This is a genomic window from Niabella aquatica (assembly GCF_054779315.1).
The window spans coordinates 280,868-298,180 of record NZ_BAAGYM010000028.1 but is presented as its reverse complement, the minus strand read 5'-3'; the positions used below and the strand labels follow the sequence as shown (position 1 = coordinate 298,180).

9 protein-coding genes are annotated in these 17,313 nt (G+C 42.6%); all 9 read left to right on the top strand.

What is annotated here, in order from left to right:
- Positions 1-471 precede the first annotated feature (471 nt).
- The 9 genes from ACYVBM_RS19000 to ACYVBM_RS18960 all read left to right on the top strand — a co-directional run bounded on the left by ACYVBM_RS19000 (position 472) and on the right by ACYVBM_RS18960 (position 17,222).
- Complete coding sequence (locus ACYVBM_RS19000) at positions 472-3,630, top strand: SusC/RagA family TonB-linked outer membrane protein (RefSeq protein ID WP_460687280.1); 3,159 nt, start codon at positions 472-474, stop codon at positions 3,628-3,630.
- Positions 3,631-3,642: 12 nt separating this feature from the next.
- The gene (locus ACYVBM_RS18995) at positions 3,643-5,532 is read left to right on the top strand and encodes a RagB/SusD family nutrient uptake outer membrane protein (protein WP_460687279.1); all 1,890 of its coding nucleotides are present in this window, start codon (positions 3,643-3,645) and stop codon (positions 5,530-5,532) included.
- Between the two features lie 12 nt (positions 5,533-5,544).
- Positions 5,545-8,412, top strand: coding sequence for a SusC/RagA family TonB-linked outer membrane protein (locus ACYVBM_RS18990; RefSeq protein ID WP_460687278.1), 2,868 nt, complete (start codon positions 5,545-5,547; stop codon positions 8,410-8,412).
- Positions 8,413-8,437: 25 nt separating this feature from the next.
- Complete coding sequence (locus ACYVBM_RS18985) at positions 8,438-10,228, top strand: RagB/SusD family nutrient uptake outer membrane protein (RefSeq protein ID WP_460687277.1); 1,791 nt, start codon at positions 8,438-8,440, stop codon at positions 10,226-10,228.
- 31 nt (positions 10,229-10,259) lie between these two features.
- A complete protein-coding gene (locus tag ACYVBM_RS18980; protein WP_460687276.1) occupies positions 10,260-11,240 on the top strand; it encodes a DUF5627 domain-containing protein in 981 nt (326 codons plus the stop codon).
- A gap of 12 nt (positions 11,241-11,252) precedes the next feature.
- Positions 11,253-12,938, top strand: coding sequence for an endo-1,4-beta-xylanase (locus ACYVBM_RS18975; protein WP_460687275.1), 1,686 nt, complete (start codon positions 11,253-11,255; stop codon positions 12,936-12,938).
- 235 nt (positions 12,939-13,173) lie between these two features.
- On the top strand, positions 13,174-15,117 hold the full coding sequence (locus ACYVBM_RS18970) for a glycoside hydrolase family 97 protein (protein WP_460687274.1): 1,944 nt from the start codon (positions 13,174-13,176) through the stop codon (positions 15,115-15,117).
- 95 nt (positions 15,118-15,212) lie between these two features.
- The gene (locus ACYVBM_RS18965; RefSeq protein WP_460687273.1) at positions 15,213-16,832 is read left to right on the top strand and encodes a glycoside hydrolase; all 1,620 of its coding nucleotides are present in this window, start codon (positions 15,213-15,215) and stop codon (positions 16,830-16,832) included.
- 183 nt (positions 16,833-17,015) lie between these two features.
- The gene (locus ACYVBM_RS18960) at positions 17,016-17,222 is read left to right on the top strand and encodes a hypothetical protein (RefSeq protein WP_460687272.1); all 207 of its coding nucleotides are present in this window, start codon (positions 17,016-17,018) and stop codon (positions 17,220-17,222) included.
- The last annotated feature ends 91 nt before the right edge of the window (positions 17,223-17,313 follow it).

Below are 17,313 nucleotides of genomic sequence, written 5' to 3'. Positions count from 1 at the left end.
ATCTTTGAACGCATAGCTGAGTGGTGTAAAAAATGTAAGTTTTTACAAATGAATACAAGTAAAAATTGAAAAGCCAGCTCCTGTGAGGGAGATTTTTTTGACCTGAAATTGTAACCGATTACTTTTTTGAACTATCAAAGCTTAATACTCTTCTAAGGCTGTTGAAGAATAAAATTGCTTGCAATACATGAATGTAGAATATTATTAACGATTGTAACCGATTTAGACGGTTTCATTACATATAAAGAATTTTTTAAACCAAAAATAGAGATATGCTTAGTCAGAAACGAATGCGAGGCTATAATGTAGCTCCTACATTTTTACTATTCTTCTTTTTGTCACATTATGCAGTGCCGCAGAACCATGCCACCGAAATCAGGAAGGTTTTAACCGGGCTTGTTTGTTCTACCTGAACATGGATTTTTCGTGCAAGAACCACAACTAAGACAAGTTTCAATTATAAAATAAGATATGAAAAAATATACTTCTAACTGGTTTAAAAAAGTCTCGGTTTTAAACTTCATTAATGTTTCCAGGAGACTGATACCAACGGTTTGTGTACTGTTTTTAGCGCTATCTGTACTGGCTCAAACTCCGGTAACTGTAACGGGAAGAATTATAAACGAAAAAAATGAACCCATAGTTGGGGCCAGCATCAACCAGGAGGGTACTAATGTTTATACTACTTCTGATAATAAGGGCGCTTTCCAAATTGATGTAAAAGATACAAAGGCCAACCTGCAGGTTACCTCCATTGGCTATGAAACTAAAAGTGTCCCAATTGCGGACACCTGGGTAAATATTGTTGTAAAACTTTCTCAGAGCACTCAAACTATGGAGGATGTTGTGATAGTAGGTTATGGAAAGCAAAAAAAAGAGAGCGTGGTTGGTGCTATCTCTCAGGTTACCGGTAAAGAGCTGGAGCGTGCCGGCGGTGTTAACAACCTCGGTATGGCGCTTACTGGTAATTTGCCGGGGTTGGTAACCAGTTCATCTTCGGGTATGCCCGGTGAAGAGTCGCCCCAGATAGTAATCCGCGGGCAAACCTCATGGAACAGTAGTGTTCCTTTAGTTTTGATTGATGGAATAGAACGCGAAATGAATGCGGTTGACATTTCTTCGGTAGAAAGCATCAGTATTTTAAAAGATGCCTCCGCTACAGCTGTATTTGGTGTAAAGGGTGCTAATGGGGTAATTTTAATTACCACAAAACAAGGAACGGCTGGAAAGCCCAATGTACGAATCAGGTCGAACATGACAGTAAAAACGCCTTCCAAGCTGCCGCAGAAATACGACTCCTATGACGCTTTTCTTTTAAGAAACGATGCTATCAGGCATCAGTTGCCCTATGCTGATTTATGGGGCGGGTACAGACCTATAGAATTAATTGAAAAATATAGAAACCCACTCACTGCAGAAGAGAGAGACAAATATCCCAATGTAAACTGGGCAGACGCATTATTAAAGAAAAGTGCTATGGCGTACAATACCAGTGCCAGCGTTTCAGGAGGTACCAATTTTGTTACTTATTTTGCCGGTGTTGATTTTGTAACCGAAGGCGATTTATTTAAAATAGTTTCTAATAACAGGGGTTATCAGCCGGTATTTGGTTACAACCGTATCAACGCCCGCAGTAACTTAGACTTTAATATTACCAAAACCACCAAGTTTACTACCCGTTTATTTGGTTCCAATGCAGCCACCAAACAACCCAGGGCTTATCTCGGAAATTCTGCTGAGTCTATGAGGCCTTGGCGCTCTATTTACCGTACGGCACCAGATGCCATGCAGCCAATATACTCCAACGGGATTTGGGGGTTTTATAGCCCGGCTAATTACGATGTGCCTAATACAGTGGCTGATATGGCAACGTCTGGTACAAGAAAAAATACGGTCAACCAGCTTACTACCGACTTTGTACTCCAGCAGGATTTGAAAATGCTTACCGAAGGGTTGAATTTGAGGGTTAGCTACTCAGTGGATAACACCTTTAAAGAGGTGAACAGGGGGGTTGAGGATGGTGCAGGCGCACAGCGTATTTGGTATAACCCGGATACAGAGGGTTTTGAACCGATTATCCAAACTATTGTCCAAAACTGGGATCTTCCTATCAATAAAGTTACCTGGTCACTCGATGCAGGTGATGTAGATCCTGCGGCTTCTTACAGGCGTATGAACTATGCGGCCCAGCTAAATTATGCCCGCAGGTTTGGCAAACACGACGTTACAGGTACCGGTGTATTTATGCGAGAAAGGCATGTTCTTGGCAGTAATTGGAATACTTTCAGGGAAGACTGGGTATTCCGCGCTACTTATGGATATGATAACCGTTATATGTTTGATGCCAACGGTGCTTACAATGGCTCCGAAAAATTCGGTCCCGGTTACCGTTTCGATTTCTTCCCTTCAGTAGCACTGGGCTGGAATATCAGCAATGAAAAATTCATGAAAAGTATAGGATTTATCAACAACCTGAAGCTAAGAGCCTCCTGGGGTTTGACCGGAGATGACCGTGCCGGAGAAAGATGGCTGTATCAAAGCATCGTTAATTATGGTGGCAACGCATTGATGGGTACGCCTCCTGCTAATACGCCCTATTCGTTCTTCTCGTATGGCAGGTTTGGTAATCCCGATATTTCCTGGGAGAATTCGCAAAAGAGAAACGTTGGTTTGGAATATAGTGTTTGGAACAAAAAAATATCTGGTAGTGTAGACTTTTTTAGTGACGACAGAACGGATATTATTAACAGCACGCCGCTGGTGCCCTCTTATTTTGGAGCCTCCCTGCCGCCACTGAATTTAGGTAGGGTAAAATCCAATGGATATGAGATTGAACTGAAGTTTAATCACAGTTTTGCAAATGGAATAAGGACTTGGGCTAATACTAACTACACCCATGCCGTAAACAAAACTATTGTCCGCAATGACCCCGAATTAACTCCATGGTACTTGAAGCTAGCCGGCTATGCTATTGGGCAGGTAAGGTCTTATTTAGATTATGGACAACTAGCAAGCTGGGATGATATTTACGGTAGTACGGCAAGAACCAGTCCCTCTACCCAAAACAAGCTGGCAGGAGATTATAATATTATAGACTTTAATGCCGATGGTATTATTGATGATAATGATGTGGTGCCTTACGGATATACCGGTACACCACAAAATACTTACAATGCTACCATAGGTGCAGAGTGGAAAGGAGTAAGCTTTTTTGTACAGTTTTACGGTGTAAACAATGTTACGCGGTATGTAGAGTTTCCGGCTTTCATTAAGTCTGCAAATCTGGTATTTGTGGAAGGTAGCTACTGGGACAAAAACACTGGGCAAGGAGTACCAATGCCGTATTGGGGAGGGCTCACCTATGCAACAGGTTGGAATGGCACACGCTATCAGTACGATGGTTCTTATATCCGCTTAAAAAATGCTGAAATAGGATACACTTTTAGTGGCGGTTTTGTAAACAGGATGGGTATGAAATCGTGTAAGCTGTTCTTAAACGGAAACAATTTACTCTTATGGACAAAGATGCCCGATGACAGGGAGTCGAACTTTGCCACTGGTGGAGGTTCCAGCGATGGAGCTTATCCAACCATGAAGCGCTTCAATCTGGGCATAGATATAAATTTTTAAAAGTATTAGAATATGAAAATAGCATTTAGAAAAATAATACTGTCATTTTTGGTGGTTTCGGGGCTGACAATCGGGTTAAGTTCCTGCGAAAAATACCTTGATCGACCGGGGCCGGCGGTAATACCCGAATCGGAAATGTTTAAGAACTTCAGGAATTTTCAGGGCTACGTGGAAGAGTTGTATAACTGTATTCCCAATATGTCGAGCCACGATTACCACAACAGCTGGAATTATGGAGAGGACGAATACTGGCAATACGATATTACCTACCCGTTTGCTTATAAAGTAGACCAGGGCGATTACTGGGCCTGGACTTATGAGGGAACCGGATGGTTTTTACCCGACAGAGCCGGGGCTGAAAGCCAAAACCGTAACGATAAGAAAAAACTGTGGGGTCATTCCTGGTATGCTATCCGTAAAATAAATTCCGGATTAGCCAACCTGGGTCAAATAAATGGTGCTACTGACGAAGAGAAAAATGTACTTGAAGGACAGCTTTATTTTTTCAGAGGTTGGTTTCACTTTATGCTGATGCAGTACTGGGGTGGTTTGCCATATATCTCTACCAAGCTGCCGTTAGAGGCGCCAAGGTTAGCAAGGTTAAGCTATCAGGCCACGGCAGATAGTGCCGCAAAAGATTTTGAAAGAGCTGCAGCGCTACTGCCTGTAAACTGGGATGAAACTACGGTGGGTAAAGTTACACTGGGCAATAACAATATCCGTATAAACAAAGTAATGGCGCTGGCTTATTTAGGTAAAAACCTGCTTTGGGCCGGCAGCCCGTTAATGAACAGGGAGTCTACCGGCTCTGCCACCTATAATGCCGCCTATTGTAAACGAGCTGCCGATGCTTTTGCGCAGGCGCTGCTAATTATAGAGTCTACCGGACGGTACAAGCTGGCCGATTTTTCTAAATACAGAGAAATATTTTATACATGGAAGCAAAACCGCAAGGTTCCTGGTTTGGAGGAAGCCATTTTTTACGAGAATCTTACTGCCAATAATGAGGGTTCGTTCCGCTGGAATCAGGTAAACGATTACAGACCCTACACTATTAATAATTCGGGTGTAAAAGTGTATCCGGTAGCTAATTATGTAGATTATTATGGCATGGCTAATGGTATGCCTATTAAAGACCCCACAGTTGCCGATCCCGAATCAGGCTACGATCCCCGGTTTCCATGGAAAGACAGGGATCCCCGTTTTTACAACGATATTATTTATGATGGTGTGCAGTGTGTAAAAAATGCCAGCTCTGTAGGTAATAATTTAAAACGCCAGTATGCCAGCCTGTATACCGGTGGTTATTACAGAACAGACAGTAAGCCCAAAGAGGCAATAACCGGCTTTTTAAATAAGAAATTTACGGATCAGTACATGAACGAATATGACGGCTACAAAGATGATAACTCCTTGGTATTAAGTTTTATGCGCCTGGCAGATGTGTACCTGATGTATGCCGAAGCTACAGCCAATGGTTATGGTAGTCCGCAAAGCACTGCAGCCGGCTATAATCTTTCTGCTGTGGATGCCGTAAATAAAATACGTAAGAGAGCCGGAGTGGGAGATGTAGCAGCTAAATTCTTAGGTGCTACTGTCGATTTTATGAGCGAATTAAGACGTGAGAGAGCCGTAGAGCTATCTTTTGAAGGACACAGGTTTGTAGACCTCAGGCGTTGGCTACTGCTTACCGAACGCCCTTACACCTACAAAAAAGCGGTAGAGTTTGACCGGGTAACCCCCGAAGCACAGATCTATGCCAACCCTAAAAATGCAGAGGTGAGGAATTACCGGGAAACGGTGCTTATAGAACGACAATTGCAGGACAGGCATTATTGGTTTCCTTTTATGAGAGAAGATGTAAACCAGTATTCAGAATTAAAACAAAACCCAGGTTGGTAATTAAAAAAACGAATGATGAAAAATTACATAAAAGCTTATTGTCTTTTTTTCACAGCATGGTTGGCGGGTGTGTCGGCTGCACAGGCACAGGATCTGGAAGTACTGGATAGTGCTCAGTTACAGCAGGACGACAGCCTGGTAAATGTGGCTTTCGGAAAAGTAGCCCGGAAAGATTTATTGGGCGCTGTTTCTTCTGTAAACATTTCTAAGCTGTTGGAAAAGAGCTATGGAACGTATAGTTTGGATAACCTGCAAAGTTTTGTGGGCGGATATACCGGCAATATATGGGGGCAGGGAGCCCTGATCATGGTAGACGGTGTTCCCCGCCGCGCAACAGATGTACGGATGGTGGAAGTAGAGTCGGTGACTGTATTGAAAGGAGCAAATGCTGTAGCACTATATGGTAGTACTGCCGCCAAAGGAGTAGTATTGATTACTACCAAGCGCGGAGATTTCCGTCCATTAACGATTGATGTACGTGCCAATACAGGAATTAACGTACCTAAAAGATATGCCGAATATCTTAATGCAGCAGAATATATGACTTTGTACAACGAAGCATCACGAAACGACGGGGTTACAGAAATATATTCCCCGGAACTGATTTACAATACTGCTTCAGGCAAAAATCCCTACCGGTACCCGGATATGAATTTTTATTCTGCCGATTATCTGAAAAAAGCATTTTCAAGATCAGATCTGACGACCGAAATTCATGGCGGCAACGAGAATACACGCTATTACACTAATATAGGTCTTTCTCATAACAGTAGTATTTTAAAATATGGCGATGCTAAAAACAATAATGATATTGTGCTGAACATAAGAGGTAATGTGGATATGAAACTCACCAAATGGCTAACCGCATATACCAACACAGTGGCTGGCCTGAGCAATAACTATACCGCGCGCGGCGATTTTTGGGGAAATGCAGCTTCTATGTGGCCCAACAGGATGGCTGCCCTGATTCCTATCGACCGGCTGGATCCTGCTAACCCCAACTTGCAGGCAATAGTGGGTAACAGCAAACACATTATTGATGGCAAATACCTTTTGGGCGGTATTTCTACAAATACTACCAATGCGATGAGCGATATGCTTAGGGCCGGTTATATTAAATACAGGAATCGAACCTTTATGTTTGATGTGGGCGCCAGGGCAGATTTAGGTTCTATATTGAAAGGGTTGAGTTTTCAGACCAGCTTCAATATGGATTATACTTATTTGTATAACGAGGCTTACAAACTCGACTACGCTACGTTTGCTCCTACATGGTCCGATATTGATGGCCAGCCGGCTATCATAACAGGTCTTACGCAATTTGGCGTGGACGGTAATCAGAACAGTGAGTACATTGGTGAAAACACCTACACTTCCACTATGTCTGCGAGGGGACAGTTCGATTATCAGCGGTCTTTTACAGGCGGTCACAACGTTACGGGCAAGCTGCTTGCCTGGGGCTATCAGGCTCGTGTAGCAAGGGATGAAGGGCACAATGGCAGTATCTATCACCCTACCAGAAATACAAACCTTGGCTTTCAGGGAGCTTATAATTTCAGACAGAGATATTATTTTGATTTTTCTGCCGCAGCTGTACATTCTGCCAAGCTGGCCCCCGGACATAGAAATGCCATTTCCCCAACTGCTACTTTGGGATGGCGTGTAAGTGAAGAAGATTTTTTCAAAAACAATGTGGTAAATAACCTGAAAATTTTTGCTTCTTATGGTTCTTTGAAACAGGATATAGATATACAGGATTATTACCTGTATCAGGGGTACTTCGACCCTAAGGGGTGGTATGGTGATTGGCCCGTGGGAGCGGGTACCTGGCGTACCATTATAAGCCGGGGTAGTAACTACGACCTCACTTATATCCACCGAAACGAGTTCAGGGCGGGGTTTGAAGCTTCTTTATTCAATAGCTTGGTCAACCTGGAAGCGAATTACTTCCTGCAAAATACCAACGGGTTACTTAGCCAAACGTCTTCTTTATATCCTTCTTATTTTTCCGGGGGAAATAGTTTCTCGCTGCTTCCTTGGGTCAATTACAATAATGAGCAACGCAAAGGAGTGGATTTTACGGTGAACCTGAACAAACAACTTGGGGAAGTGAAGGCTGCTTTAGGACTTGCAGGTATGTTTTTTAATTCGAAAGTGCTGAAAAGGGACGAGGTTCAGAACAACGACTACCTGTACCGCACGGGGAGGCCGCTGGATGCGTATTATGCCCTGATAGCCGAAGGTATTTTCCAGAATCAGGAAGAAATAGATAACCACGCCAGACAAACTTTCAGCGCTTATAAACCGGGTGATATTAAATATAAAGATGTGAACGGCGACGGTATTGTGGATAACAACGATCAGGTTCAATTGGGTAAAAACGGTTGGGCGGTTGCTCCTTTTACCTATGGTGTAAACCTTAGCCTGAACTGGAAAAGACTTACCTTATTTGCCCTGGGATCTGGTAATACGGGAGCTATCGGCTTTAAGAGTGGCAGTTATTTCTGGGTAAACGGTGCTACCAAGTATTCGGATGTTGTATTAGACCGTACTCAAATCCAAAAAAATACTCAAGGTACCTGGGAAGTGGTTAAGGAGGGCTCTTATCCCGCACTTACCGCAACCGGCAACAGTAATAACTTCCGAAATTCCACTTATTGGATGTACAAGACGAATATCTTCAATTTGAGCCGGGTACAACTTACTTACGACTTTAACGATAAACTGTTTAGCAGCTCCTCTATCCTGCATGGTTTAAAAGTATATGTGCAGGGAGATAATTTGCTGGTATTGTCTAAAGAACGCAAGATGATGGAGACCAGTTACGGATCAGCTCCACAATACAGGTTTTATAACTTAGGTATTAAGGCTACTTTTTAAACGAATTAATAAAATTATTGATATTATGAAATTCCGGAAATTAATAACCGCTTTTTTCGCTTTTTCGGCTTTGGCAGGTTGTGAAAAGTTGCTGGACCCCGATGCCGCAAATCTTCCCCAAATTGATGCAATGTATCAGGATATTGATTATGCACGTGGATTGGTTTTAAGTGCTTATGTGGCTATTCCCAGTTACTACGATAATAGCGAATACGCAACCGACGATGCCGTTACTAACGATAAAAATAATGCTTTTTTGCAGTTGGCAACAGGCTCCTGGACATCCGCTAACAATCCGTTCAACGTTTGGAACTCAGCCTATAGTTCCATAGAGTATCTGAACCTCTTTTTGCAGAATTCCAATAAGGTGGTTTGGAATGTACAAAGCCCGGTTCGCTCTGAATTTTATAATATGAAATTCAGGGGAGAGGCTTTTGGGCTGCGCGCCATGTATATGTACTACCTGTTAAGGAATCATAGCGGTTATACTCCCGACGGGAAGCTGGCAGGAGTACCTATACTGACAGAGTTTGTGAGTGCCAGCTCCAACTTCAACGTACCCCGTGCCAGTTTTGAAGAGTGTGTAAATATGATATACAGAGACTTGGATAGTGCCGAAGCTTATTTGCCTGTGGAATATGGAGATATAGCATCAGAAAGCAGCATCCCTGCTCGTTTTCATACCATACTCAACAAATTGCCAGAGGGGCAACGTAAGGAGGCTTATAATTTTGTAATGGGGAACGATAAAAGATCTTTATTCAATGGCTTAATAGCCAAATCGTTCAGGGCCAGGGTAGCGCTTCTGGCCGCCAGCCCGCGCTTTTTGGATGGTGCCAGTAATAGCTGGAACATCGCAGCAGATGCTGCAGCTGCAATTATAGATCATAAAGGCGGTGCCAGCGCCTTACCTGCAACCGGAGGTACTTATTATACCAACGATTCAGAATTGAGCAGTCTGTCCAATGGCCTTCTTCCTCCTGAATATATATGGAGCAAAAACCTGCAAACGAACACCAGCGATCAGGAAGCAACCTATTTCCCTCCATCTCTGTTTGGCTCGGGCAGGATGAATCCCACGCAAAATTTAGTAGATGCTTTCCCCATGCTTAATGGTTACCCTATTGCCAATGCCAATAGCGGTTATAATGCCGGCAACCCTTATGCAAACAGGGATCCTCGCTTAGCCAGGTATATCATATACGATGGAAGTGCAGTAGGTATAAATAATACAGTAGTTCGCACCGGAAGCAGCTCTACTACCGATGACGGTTTATTGCATAGAGAAACTTCCACACGTACCGGCTACTACATGAAAAAAAGATTGCGCATGGACGTAAATCCAAATCCAGCAGCTACCGTAAATAAAAATCACCTGGAACCCCGTATACGCTATACCGAAATGTACCTCAATTATGCTGAAGCCGCTAATGAGGCATGGGGCCCTACCGGAACCGGAAGCCATGCTTATTCTGCATATGATGTTATAAAAGCTATCAGAACCCGTGCTGGTGTAGGTACTACCAATGGAGATGCTTACCTGGAAGAGTGTAAGAGCGATAAGGTAAAAATGCGCGAGTTAATTCGTAACGAACGCCGCCTGGAACTGAGTTTTGAAAGTTTTCGTTTCTGGGATTTGCGCCGCTGGAAGCTGAACATTAATGAAACAGCACGTGGAATGGATGTGAATGGTGCGACCTTCACTCCTTTGAATGATGTGGAAAAAAGAACCTATCAGGATTATATGTATTATGGTCCGATCCCGCTTTCAGAAGTATTAAAGTTTAGTAATCTCACACAAAATAAAGGCTGGTAGCAGTTTTATACAAAGCTTAAAAAAACAGAACATGAAAACAAAAAGAACATATCTGTACATGATTGCAGCCATGGGTGTTTGGCTAACGGCATGTAATAAAAATGCCGACACTAACTGGTCTGATTATAATCATACCGCTGTATATTTTGCGTACCCAACAGTAGGACGCACACTCACGCTTGGCAAAGAGGAATTTATAGATAACACCCTGGATAACCAGCATAAGATTGAAATTAAAGCGACCTTAGGAGGTACACGCGATAATAAAACAAATGTATCTATCGGCTATGTGGTGGATGAATCGCTTTTAGCGAACAAATATTTTAATGATGCTTACGGCGGTGCCAAAATGACCCTCCTGCCATCCACACACTATACTTTTCTTTCCGATAAAATGACGATTCCAAAAGGAAGTATTTTAAACGGGGTACAGGTACAATTTACAGATGCTTTTTTTGCAGATCCTAATGCTTTAAGAAGCTACTATGTAATTCCGTTAAGGATGAACTCCGTTCAAAATGCAGATTCGATACTGGCCGGTAAAGAGTATGTACTGTATGGTGTCAAGTATGTAAATAAATGGCATGGTAAATACCTGCGCCGGGGAAAGGATAATATTACATTTGCCGATGCTACTACTGCTGCTGTGGTGCGCCGTGCACAGTATAGAAAAGATGATGAGTTGAATAAATTATCTACGGCATCACTTCAGGCAAATAATTTTTCAATAATTTATAAGGATAAGGCAGGAGTGAATGTGCCTTGCACTTTGCGTCTCACTTTCGATGCTTCGGGTACATGCTCCATTAGTTCGGTTACATCAGGGATCACTGCAAGCGGTACTGGTTCTTTTGTGGAAAACGGAGAAACTATGGATGGTAAAAAAACAGATGTGCTGTACCTGAATTATCAGATATCGGCAACAGGCAAACTTAGTTCAACTACGATGGACACGCTGCTGATCAGAGATCGTGCTGTATTGGCTGAATTTCAACCCGCAGTCACAAAATAAAATATTACAGTAATGAAAACATTTAATAAAAATATATATTTGGGCGCTGGCCTGTTTCTGGTTGTTTCGCTTATGGCGGCGGGTGGCTGTGCCAAATTTCCGGCACGGGAGTTTGAAGTGGATAAGCCGGAAAGCATGATAGTACAGGAAGAGTTAGATGCTTTGCCTACTTTAAAGTCTTTAATTAATAAATCGGCTAACCCTGGTTTCAAGCTGGGTATATTAACACCGCTTACTGATTATATAAACTATGGTTCAATAGTAGATGTTGCCAGTCGCAACTTTGATGAACTGGTGCTGGAAACAGAAATGAAGCATGGTACGGTAGTGCAGGCTGATGGCAAATTGAATCTTTCAAGTGTACAGGCGTTTATGAAATACGCTGCGGGAAAAAATATGGGAGTGTATGGTCAGCCGCTTACTACTCACTCCCTTCAGAATGCCACGTATCTTAATAACCTGATTAAGGGGGCCAGCGGGGTTACCAGAATTGATTTTGAAGAGGATGCTGTTGGTAAGGTATATCCGATGTCGGGAAACAGTACTTCAACAGTTGAGTTGGATCCTAAAGGAAGCGGTAGTAAAGTGCTACATATAGGTAATTCAACCACTCCGGCCAGCCAGTCTTTCCCAAAAATTCCGGTTACCCTTCCTGCCGGAATCAAATTGGGAAATTGTTCGCAGGTGGTGTTGGATATTTTAGCACAGGGATGCTGCGGCTTGTATGGTAGTGGTATGAGGATGGCTGTTAATGACAGGGCTGTAACTGTTTATGGGTCTCCTTCCAGCTTTGGCGCGCCCGATAATTCGTGGTTAGCCGGCGGTAAAATAATATTGCCCGTGGCAAACATGAACCTGACCCCGGCTGAAAAAGAACTGACCAGTTTTACCCTTGTTGTGGGCTCTGGTACCGGCTCTGGTAATTATTATATTGATAACATTATTATTTCGTGGAACGCGGAAAAAGCTGCTGAAGAAAAGAATACTATTATTTCTGCAGAGCTGAACCGTTTTATTTCCGGTGTAATAGATACCTGCAAATCGGTTGTAAAATCATGGGAAGTGGTTAAAGATCCAATGGATGATATTAATCCTACTCAGTTGAAAACAGGTATTGGTAAAAGCATCGCCGCCACCGATTTCTACTGGCAGGATTATATGGGTTATAATTATGCGGTAAAAGCTTTTCAATATGCAAAGCAGCATGTGAATACCGGTGATAAACTTTTTATAAGTGATTATGGGTTGGAAAGCAATCTGGCCAAATGCCGGGGCCTGGTTGGGTATGTACAAAATATTGAAAGCCAGGGTGCCGCTGTGGATGGTATTTCTACTCAAATGCACATAAGTATTTCAACAGACAAAGCCAGTATTGCGGAGCATTTTAGCATATTAGCTGCAACCCAGAAATTAATAAGGATTTCTGAGTTGTATGTTAGCCTGGATGGTGTTACTACTTCGGCAGCCACAAAGGCGCAACTACAGGCTCAGGCTGAAATGTATAAATATGTAGTTGAAAAATACTTTGAATTGATACCAGCTGCCCAGCGTTATGGCATCACATTTTGGAGTCCGCAGGATAGGGCATCCGGAGCCGCATGGCTGGCCAACCAACCGCTTGGACTTTGGAATGTACGGTGGATTAGAAAAATGAGCTATCAGGCCGTGGTTGAAGCGCTTACTGCAAAAGCAAAATAGCAGCTCGGGTATTAGAAGATACATTTATTGATATCAACTAAACTTCTTATTCTTCAAACCCTCGGCACTATAAGAATTAGTGCTGAGGATTTTTGCAACCGAAAAAATTGAAAATAATAGTCCAAACAATTACCTGCACATTGTCTTTCACTTTGTTATTGGTACGCGCGGGGCAGGGTTTATTGAGGTGGAATAATGCAGATAAGTAAAGTGCATATATAAATATAATTTTTTTATGATGATTACCAGGTTTTTTCCCTTTTTTTCTTTGCTGCTTTGCAGCTTTTTGTTAAATGCACAGGATATTTCAGTATATAGTCCTGATAAGCAATTAAAGTTAGTAGTGTCAGAAAATGGCGGCAGGCCGGTATACAAAGTAACCTATAAAGGCAAAACCATGCTGCTGAATTCACCTTTGGGATTAACTACCAACGAGGGTAGCTTCACAGAAGGAATGAAGCTGGTAAACAGCAAAGACGGCTCAGTTGATAAAAAATATACGCAGCAAAAAATCAAAAATGCCAACAACCATTATATAGCCAACACGCTAACCTGCACTTTTCAAAATTCACAGCAAAAAAAGATAAACATCTTGTTCCAGGTAAGTAATAATGATATAGCATTTCGTTATGAACTGCCTGTATGGGGTGAACGTCAAAGCTGTGTAGTGGAAAAAGAAGCTACAGGATTTAAATTTCCTGCGCATACCACTACCTTTCTTTCGGGTATGATGACTTCTATGACAGGTTTTGCACGCACTGCTCCCAGCTACGAAAGTGGTTACGAAGCGGATGCGCCGTTGGGCAAAGGTACGCACAATAAAGAAGGATATGTGTTTCCTGGTTTATTTCATGTAGGCGACGATGGTTGGGTGCTGGTTTCTGAAACAGGGGTAACAAGCCAGTACTGCGCTTCTCATTTAGGCGACCCTTCGGCGGATGGATTATATACCATAGCATTTCCGGGTGCGGCACAAAATAACGGATTTGGAAGTACGGGCGCGGCCATCAGCCTTCCTGGCGTCACACCCTGGCGTACTATTACCGTTGGCGAAACATTAAAACCGGTTGTTGAAACCACAATTCCTTTTGATGTAGTAGAACCTTTATATGAGCCTTCGCAGGCGTATAAGTTTGGCCGCTCTACCTGGAGCTGGATTGTGTGGCAGGATAACAGCATGAACTACAATGACCAGGTAAAATACATAGACCTGGCAGCTGCTATGGGTTATGAGTATATTTTGATAGATGCGCTTTGGGATACGAACATAGGCAAAGAGAAAATGACAGAGCTGATACAGTATGCACATTCCAAAAAGGTAGACGTTTTCCTGTGGTATAATTCCAATGGTGCTTTTAACGATGCGCCGCAAGGGCCTAAAAATAAAATGAATACCGCTATCGAGCGTAAAAAGGAAATGAAATGGCTGCGGGAAGCAGGTGTAAAAGGACTAAAGGTTGATTTCTTTGGAGGTGACAAGCAGGAAACCATGCGACTTTACGAAGATATTCTTTCTGATGCGAACGACTTTGGTTTGATGATCGTTTTTCATGGTTGTACTTTGCCAAGAGGCTGGGAAAGGATGTATCCCAATTTTGTGGGGGCCGAAGCGGTTGTTGCATCAGAGATGCTCATTTTTTCGCAGGGTGTTCGCGATGCAGAAGCATTTAATGCCACGCTGCACCCCTTCATACGTAATACAGTGGCCAGTATGGAATTTGGCGGGGTTTTTCTGAATAAATACCTTGTAAAGTCTAACGAAGGGCGAAACAAACGCCTTACTACAGACGGCTTTCAGTTAGCCACGTCCATACTGTTCCAGAATGTTGTGCAAATGTTTGCACTTACTCCTAATAACCTGACTGATGCTCCTGCTTTTGCAATTGATTTTATGAAACAGGTGCCCACTACCTGGGAGGAAACACAATATATAGATGGCTATCCCGGTAAGTATGCAGTTATCGCCCGAAAGAATGGAGATCAATGGTTTGTGGCTGGTGTGAATGCCGAAAAGGAAGCAAAAGTTGTCAAATTAAAATTGCCCATGCTGGCTGGTAAAAAAGTATCAATTTATAACGATAATAAAAACGGACAAACCTTTAAGGTTGATGTCGGGGTAAAAAAGAACGGAGAATTACAGCTCACCATACAACCTCGTGGAGGTTTTGTAATAAAATAAGACGAAATAAGTGCCTTATAATAAGTGGCAGCTGCATTCAATAATTTATTAAAAGGCAATAGCCAAACGATTAATAAAGTACATAAAATCATCATATGATTACACAGATTAAAATAATGTTTTTAACCATATATATAGCGCTGGCGTTTTTAGCGATGGGGTGTAGCAAAAATGATAACCCCGGTCAGTCTGGCGGAGAAACCTATGCTAAATTTTCAAACACTACTGCAATCGCACGTGCCGATCAGGATAGCATATCAGTGGGAGTAAGATGGTCGCAAACCCTGTGGCAGCTTTCTACTGCTGCTGATGGTTTTGTTACCGGTTTTTCAGTTAGTACAGGTGGGCAGAAAGAGCAGAAAGCAATATCGGGTAGTGTATACGTGCGGTTAAAAGCCAATCTTACCGAACAACCGCGCAGCCAGGAAATCGTTATTAAAGATCTTGCTACAGGGAAAGAAGAAAAAATGACGATTAGCCAATCAGCACTTTCTGCCAGCGATAAATACACTTTAAATCCGGATACCAAATACCAGAAAGTTACCGGCTTTGGTGGTATGATCAATGCTTCCTGGACGGGCAACACCCAGTTATCTGTTCAGGATATAGAAAAATTATACGGTGCTGATGGATTGGGGCTCAATATAGGCAGGTTAATGCTCTATCCCAATTCGTCCGGTTGGAGCCGCGAAGTAGCCGTTGCTAAAAGGGCGCAGGAGCTTGGGGCGATCCTGTTTGCCTCTCCATGGACTCCTCCAACGAACCTTAAATCAGTTAATACAAATGGCAATACAAATGGTGAGTACCTCTTGCCTGCAAATTATGCCGCCTTTGCTGCACATATGAAATCTTACGTAGATTATTATAAAAGCCAGGGTGTGAATATTTATGCTGTATCTGTTCAAAACGAGCCCGATTATAAAGTGAGTTATGATGGTTGCTCTTACACCCCGCAGCAAATGCTCGACTTTGTAAAGCAGGAGGGAAAAAATGTAGGGGCAAAGCTGATTGCCGGTGAAACTGTACAATTCAATAAATCTTACACCGATGCACTTTTAAATGATGCCACTGCGGTAAACAATTTTGATATAGTAGCTACACACCTGTATGGCTTTAACTTCAGAACAACCGTAGCTGATTATCCTTTGGCAAGGCAGCATAATAAAGAGGTTTGGATGACGGAACATTTATTTAATGAAACCAGCAGCGGGTACGACTGGTTATGGCTCCCTTCGTTAAAAACAACGCTGGCCGAGGAGATCCACGATTGTATGATCAATAATTTCAACGCTTATATTTATTGGTACCTCAAGCGCTACTATGGCTTTATGGGGGAAGACAGGGATGCTGCTAACCCCGCCGATTATTATACAGTAGCTAACGGAGCAATTACCAAGCGCGGCTATATTATTTCGCATTATGCAAAATATGCCACCGGCAGAACCCGTATTGCTATTACTGCCCCGTCTGCAAGTTCAGTGCTGGCAACAGCTTACGCCGGAACGAATGATTATACTATTGTACTGACCAATAGAAGCGAGAGCGCTGTAATTGTTGACCTCGCATCTCCTAAAAATATTTCAAAAGCTTCGGCAGTAGAAACCAATGCTGTAAATAATATGACCAGCAAAGACTACTATATTAGTAATGATAGGCGGTCCCTAAAATTACGTATGTCTCCTAACAGTATGGTATCTGTTAAGTTAGAACTGTAATAGTTGTAGCAATGATATGTTGTTTTTAACCGGATAGTGTTTGATATGATAAAAATTTTTTTAACCCGGTGGTCTGCTGTTACAGTTTTTTATCAGCCTGTGCACAAAGCTTTGTAGCTGAAAAGAACACCGGGAAGGTTTTTCCGATCGTTATCAATACAGCAACAGCTTCTATGTATGTAGATGCGGCGAAGAAGTGTTGTATTTAAAGTGACCGGGTTGTTGCAGCGTGATATTGAAATTGTAGCCGGTAAAAAAACTGCGATGATTACGAACCTTAATGCGATTGTCATTGGCACGGTGGACTGGTCTCCAGGTTTTACGACGTTGGCTAAAAAAACGTTGACGCCGGAAAGGGCAGTGGGTACTGCCGTGCAGATGTTACTGTAGAATAATCCTTATTAGTTACTCAAAATTGCACCGAAAATAACCAGTTATTCATTCGCATGATCTGCCTTAAAAGCGCAGATGAATAATAGTG

Bases quoted from the DNA above. Each gene is read 5' to 3' on its own strand.
- ACYVBM_RS18965 (WP_460687273.1), top strand. From the start codon at position 15,213: ATGATTACACAGATTAAAATAATGTTTTTAACCATATATATAGCGCTG.
- ACYVBM_RS18990 (WP_460687278.1), top strand. From the start codon at position 5,545: ATGATGAAAAATTACATAAAAGCTTATTGTCTTTTTTTCACAGCATGG.
- ACYVBM_RS18980 (WP_460687276.1), top strand. From the start codon at position 10,260: ATGAAAACAAAAAGAACATATCTGTACATGATTGCAGCCATGGGTGTT.
- ACYVBM_RS18985 (WP_460687277.1), top strand. From the start codon at position 8,438: ATGAAATTCCGGAAATTAATAACCGCTTTTTTCGCTTTTTCGGCTTTG.
- ACYVBM_RS18970 (WP_460687274.1), top strand. From the start codon at position 13,174: ATGATGATTACCAGGTTTTTTCCCTTTTTTTCTTTGCTGCTTTGCAGC.
- ACYVBM_RS18975 (WP_460687275.1), top strand. From the start codon at position 11,253: ATGAAAACATTTAATAAAAATATATATTTGGGCGCTGGCCTGTTTCTG.
- ACYVBM_RS19000 (WP_460687280.1), top strand. From the start codon at position 472: ATGAAAAAATATACTTCTAACTGGTTTAAAAAAGTCTCGGTTTTAAAC.
- ACYVBM_RS18995 (WP_460687279.1), top strand. From the start codon at position 3,643: ATGAAAATAGCATTTAGAAAAATAATACTGTCATTTTTGGTGGTTTCG.
- ACYVBM_RS18960 (WP_460687272.1), top strand. From the start codon at position 17,016: ATGCGGCGAAGAAGTGTTGTATTTAAAGTGACCGGGTTGTTGCAGCGT.